Raw genomic sequence first — 3,739 nt, 5'->3', positions numbered from 1 at the left:
CCGTGTTGAAACTATACGACTTGCCGGAGGTCTCGCTCTTGTAGACAATGTTCTCTTCAGCAAGCTCCTTTAGTCCGCGCCCCACAGTGTCGGCACCGGGTAATAGCGTATTAGGTCTCTGCTTGAACTGCCCTATAAGCACATTGATGTCCTCAAGGCATTCTCCACCACAAAGGTAACTGAAGAAGAGAGAGCCGAAAATATTTCCATGGCTGAATGCTTTGCCACTACTTCCACGTTTGCCCAATACAGACTCGGTAAGTTTTTCAAAGCCCAACTTTGAGAAAACGTCCATAATATGATAAATTCCACCGAAAGAAGTGATATTCTCGTTTTTAATTGCTACCTTTGTCATGTCAGATTTTTGCTTACTTATTATGTTTGTAGCACCAAGATAGGTGAAATTTCTGACATATCCAAGTGTTTTGAGAACTTTGTTTCTCAGACACTTGGAGTTCTTACAAGAATTTATGCTGCGGAATTAAGGTGTAGCTAAAAATGCCATTAAGTATTTAGATAAACAGCTTGAAATCGGAAATGCGGTATTAGCAGGAGTAGATCATCATTATCAATATAAATATAATCCTAAAAAGAAAACAGTTTTGAATGAAGGAACAACAGACCATTTCATTCTTATCATTGGCCGTTTATGTAAAAGTGGAATTATACAATATTTGTTCTATGATCCAGGTACAGGTAGTGAAATAAAAGGAAGAAGTGATGAAAATATTTTAACTCTCAATCAAGTTGACTACTCTTTGCGAGGTACAACAAAATATAGTACAACAAAAAAATATGTAGTAACACAAATTAGGAGGAATTAATTATGAAACTATTAAATGTCTTATTTTTCCTTTTATTCTTCTACTCATGCAGCAATGCACAAAAATGGTATGACATAAAAGACAGCAACAACCATTCCTTTGTTGGAAATTGGGAGCAATTGACAATTACAGACCATGGGGATACCGTAATATACCATGCTTGCTTTGATGTAGCACATAAAATATATGTCGATACAATAAAAAAAGAACTCTTTGTGCAGTATGATATGGAAGATGCACATTATCCCATAGACACAGTACATTTAGAAGATAATGAGTTCATCATATCTTTTGTCAATAATATTTTCATACCCTTCAGATGTAAGATAATTGACCAGAATAAAGCTTTATGGACATATAAGTATATGGAAGATGGCGAAGTATACCACAATTACTTTACCAACAAGAAAGGATATTTCAAAGAAATAAAGGAAAAGTGTGATGATCAAGAAACCGAAGAAAGCCCCACACCTATCGTAGCCGTCCAAAATCCCAAATGGTTCGGTGACTATGAATATTTCATTTCAGATACCACCGTTGTTCCCTCGCCTTTCATAGAGTACACATTGAGCATCGCGGCTGACCGGTGTGTATTCAGCAGTAATGGGCAAATGACTGCCTTTGAAATCCAATGCAGTGTAAAAAACGAAACGGAAGACAAACTCTCCCTTGATTTTGTCAAATCGCTCTCGGAAGACACACCGATGCCCAATATTGACAGAAGCGTTTCACCCACAGTGAATTTATATCACAAGAAAGGAAAATACTATTTGGAAAGTCCTTATATCAGCAATTCTGAAGGCAAGGAAAATGTAAAAATAGAATGTAGAAAAATAAAATAGATTCTTGATAATCTTCATTGATACTCCGCTCTCTACATCTTGACTTCGTCAAATGCGCATTAGTCTATCACTGTTAATAAAACCCTGAGTATCAAACAGATAACGAATCTCTTCTTATAACCTTGCAATATGCCTCATATCACCTTGTAAAGTGACTCTAATCACGCGGTAAAATGAGTCACTTTGCGAGGTAATATGAATGAGATTGCAAGACAGTCTGAATGATGAAAGCCAGCAGACAGGAAAGAACCGTTAAATATCCATAATCTGTAAGTCTTTTAATCTGTATTCCTTTGACTTTAGATTCCATTTTTCTACATTTGCTTTCAAAGACAACAGACTGCAATTCTTCCTCTTCTTCCCCAGAACAAGACTGTCTTTCAGCCGACAGAGGAGACTTCAAGAAGTTGTTGAGGTTTTCTATTTTTGGTTTTCACGAAGGCTTGATGACAGAATCATGAAAGAACCAGATTCGCAGAAGTTCCTATCAATCCTTTTGAAAACTTGGAAAAGACTTCTTTCCTTGCAATGAAGGACAACTTCCATTCTGATGAAATCCTAAAGAAATATGGCTGTTCTGAAGCGATTTGAGATAACTATATGAAACGTTATAATTATCACATCAAAATGGACTTTGAAAATAAAGAGACAAAAAAGATAGAAAAAGGAGTGCAAGAAGTAAAAAGCAATGAAAATGAACAGATATATATTATTTTGTCTTTCCCATATACTTTTACTTTCCTGTCAAGGTCAGAGTAAAAGTAGTAATGTGTCAAAAGATAGTATTTGTGTAAATAGCAAAATGATGGATAAACAAGAATTAATGCAGACTTCTATTTTGTCAAGGTATGGAGAGGATAATGGTTATAACCCCCTTTCATATCAGGATTTCCAAAATAGATGTATGGAATATTGGGGACTCTCTCTCCATAAAGAGCCACAAGATTATGTTCTCAGCATAGGAGGATACACAGAGTATACAATCAATGAATGGGGGCGGTTCTTGTATACAGAAGCTGAGAATCTTTTTTATCAACCGGAAATAGAGGGAGAACCAACCAAAGAAGATGCAATGAAAATGCTCTATGATAAAGAAAATGGTATTGCCGATAAATTCCTAGCATATAATAAGTTGTTATTCAATGATAACATAACAACCCTCTCCTTTTTTATAAAAAATCCTGAATATGCGATAGATGTTGTCTTTAATCATGATTATGAAAGAAATAAGATACTCACCGCAAGAAGTATTGATTTCTCAAAGAAGATAACTGATTATTCTGTTTATAGGGATAATACTGAAAAAGTATTGTTCTATAATAACAGGAAAAGAGGCTTTCGCCGTAATCTCATAAATGAGATATACTTGTCTTGTAATAAAACACAAGAAACCATGGCCCCATTTGATGATTTAGTTTATGCCTATTTTAAACAATTCAAACAACTAAACTATCCGCAGGATGTGAAAGATAAATGCTTGGTACATTTATTAAAATGCCTAATTGAGTATGATAGGAATCATAAAGATGCAATAATAGGGATTGAAGACGAAAAATCATACCAGCATTTAAGTAATTTCATGTCTAAAGATAAGCATTTAGTAACGTTTAAAAAATAACTTGGTATTTTTTGTCTCTCCATGAAACCTTGTAGTTCCATTTCGGTAGCTCTTCATCAAAGGTAATATGCCGTTGACAGACATCATCATAATTGCTATCCACACAACGAGAAGTGTCGTACTTCTTTCTGTTGATGTTGGTGAAGACACAAAGGCCGGATTTCGTTCTGGCCTCTGCGGCAAGTTCGCATGCCTGCTCAACGCTCTCGAAGGAAATACCACTCCATACTCTGGTGATTTGAGAGAAAAGCCTGTGTTCAATGGGGTTCCACTTCGACGTGTACGGGGGATAGTGCGCCACTATTATGTCAATATGGAGGTCTTCGGAAAGTTTGATCAGCTCTTGCTTGAAAAGCCTGCTGGAACTGCTGTTGGAACCTCCACCGTCACAGAGCAACATGATGGCAGTTGCATGTGATAGATGTCTTGGAGCACGACGATACCAGTAGTACTTG

Annotated in this window: 4 protein-coding genes and 1 pseudogene; 3 read left to right on the top strand and 2 right to left on the bottom strand. The window is 36.3% G+C overall.

All coding sequences use genetic code 11. From position 1 onward, the window contains the following. Positions 1–355 (bottom strand): annotated as a pseudogene (locus tag HMPREF0666_RS18365) (IS1380 family transposase); the annotation flags it as partial. A 247-nt stretch (positions 356–602) separates the two neighbouring features. Here HMPREF0666_RS18365 and HMPREF0666_RS15660 point away from each other — a divergent pair. The 3 genes from HMPREF0666_RS15660 (at position 603) to HMPREF0666_RS15650 (ending at position 3,284) form a co-directional block, all read left to right on the top strand. Further along, complete coding sequence (locus HMPREF0666_RS15660) at positions 603–824, top strand: hypothetical protein (protein ID WP_009013368.1); 222 nt, start codon at positions 603–605, stop codon at positions 822–824. 2 nt (positions 825–826) lie between these two features. Then, positions 827–1,666 (top strand): DUF5991 domain-containing protein, encoded by an 840-nt coding sequence (locus HMPREF0666_RS15655; RefSeq protein ID WP_009013367.1) that lies wholly within the window; start codon positions 827–829, stop codon positions 1,664–1,666. A 688-nt stretch (positions 1,667–2,354) separates the two neighbouring features. Then, positions 2,355–3,284, top strand: coding sequence for an SH3 domain-containing protein (locus HMPREF0666_RS15650; protein WP_232214147.1), 930 nt, complete (start codon positions 2,355–2,357; stop codon positions 3,282–3,284). Here the strand turns inward: HMPREF0666_RS15650 and HMPREF0666_RS17040 are convergent. Beyond that, positions 3,274–3,684: a hypothetical protein gene (locus HMPREF0666_RS17040; protein ID WP_083822542.1), complete on the bottom strand. Its 411-nt coding sequence runs from the start codon at positions 3,682–3,684 to the stop codon at positions 3,274–3,276. The two genes, HMPREF0666_RS15650 and HMPREF0666_RS17040, sit on opposite strands and share 11 nt — an antisense overlap. Between the last annotated feature and the right edge of the window lie 55 nt (positions 3,685–3,739).

Source organism: Prevotella sp. C561 (assembly GCF_000224595.1).
Classification (GTDB): Bacteria; Bacteroidota; Bacteroidia; order Bacteroidales; family Bacteroidaceae; genus Prevotella; species Prevotella jejuni.
The sequence above is the reverse complement of the archived record's forward strand: the minus strand, read 5'-3'. Positions and strand labels throughout refer to the sequence as shown.

Excerpts from the sequence above, each read along its gene's own strand:
- HMPREF0666_RS15650 (WP_232214147.1), top strand. The coding sequence starts at position 2,355 with ATGAAAATGAACAGATATATATTATTTTGTCTTTCCCATATACTTTTA.
- HMPREF0666_RS15655 (WP_009013367.1), top strand. The coding sequence starts at position 827 with ATGAAACTATTAAATGTCTTATTTTTCCTTTTATTCTTCTACTCATGC.
- HMPREF0666_RS17040 (WP_083822542.1), bottom strand. The coding sequence starts at position 3,684 with ATGTTGCTCTGTGACGGTGGAGGTTCCAACAGCAGTTCCAGCAGGCTT.